The 814-nt window shown below is 76.3% G+C and carries 1 pseudogene; it reads left to right on the top strand.

The window, feature by feature from the left end:
• Window positions 1-814: pseudogene (locus ACYVE9_RS29050) on the top strand (hypothetical protein); the annotation flags it as partial.

Below are 814 nucleotides of genomic sequence, written 5' to 3'. Positions count from 1 at the left end.
CCCCCCGGGCAGGCCGCCGACGGAGCGCCCGGGCCGCTGCCCGCGCTGGGTGAACTCGCCCAGGCGGTCGGCTCCTGGCTGACGGGCGCACTCGTCATAGTGCTGATCGCCACCGGCCGCCGGGCCTACCGGGACGCCGGCGCCCGCCGCACCATCGGCATCCTGTGGGACGTGGGCACGTTCTGGCCGCGCGCCGCCCACCCCTTCGCGCCGCCCTGCTACGCGGAACGGGCGGTCCCCGACCTCAGCTGGCGGATCAGCTCCTGGGTCGAACTCACCGGCGGACGCCTGGTGCTGTCCGGCCACTCGCAGGGCAGCGTGCTGGCCGCCGCGGCCGTCTGGCAGCTGGACCCGGTGACGCGCAACCGGGTAGCCCTGCTCACCTACGGGTCACCGCTGGAACGCCTCTACGGCCGCTGGTTCCCCGCCTGCTTCGGCCCGACGGCACTGCGCGCGCTGCACCGGGAACTCGACTGCTGGCGCAACCTGTGGCGGGCCACCGACCCCATCGGCGGCCCGGTCCGCGTCCGTGCCGAGCTCGGCCCGCCCGTGGACTGCGGCCCCCTCAAGGACCCCGTGCAGTACGGCCGTTCGCTGCGGCACCCGCTGCCCGCTCCCATCTCTGGACACGGGGACTACCAGCTCGATCCGGCCTTCGCCGACGAACGCGGCGGCCTGCTGAGGAGGCTGCTGGAACGTGACGACCGGGTGGTCCCCACCCAGCCGACGGCGTCATCCGTAGCGGCCGGCCAGCCCACCGGCGACACGCCTGCCGGGCCCGCCCCGGCACCCGCCCCCGGGGGACGGCCGGCCG

The sequence above is a fragment of the Streptomyces sparsus genome, from assembly GCF_054776295.1.
Note: the sequence above shows the minus strand (reverse complement) of the source record. Positions and strands in the feature narration are given on the sequence as shown.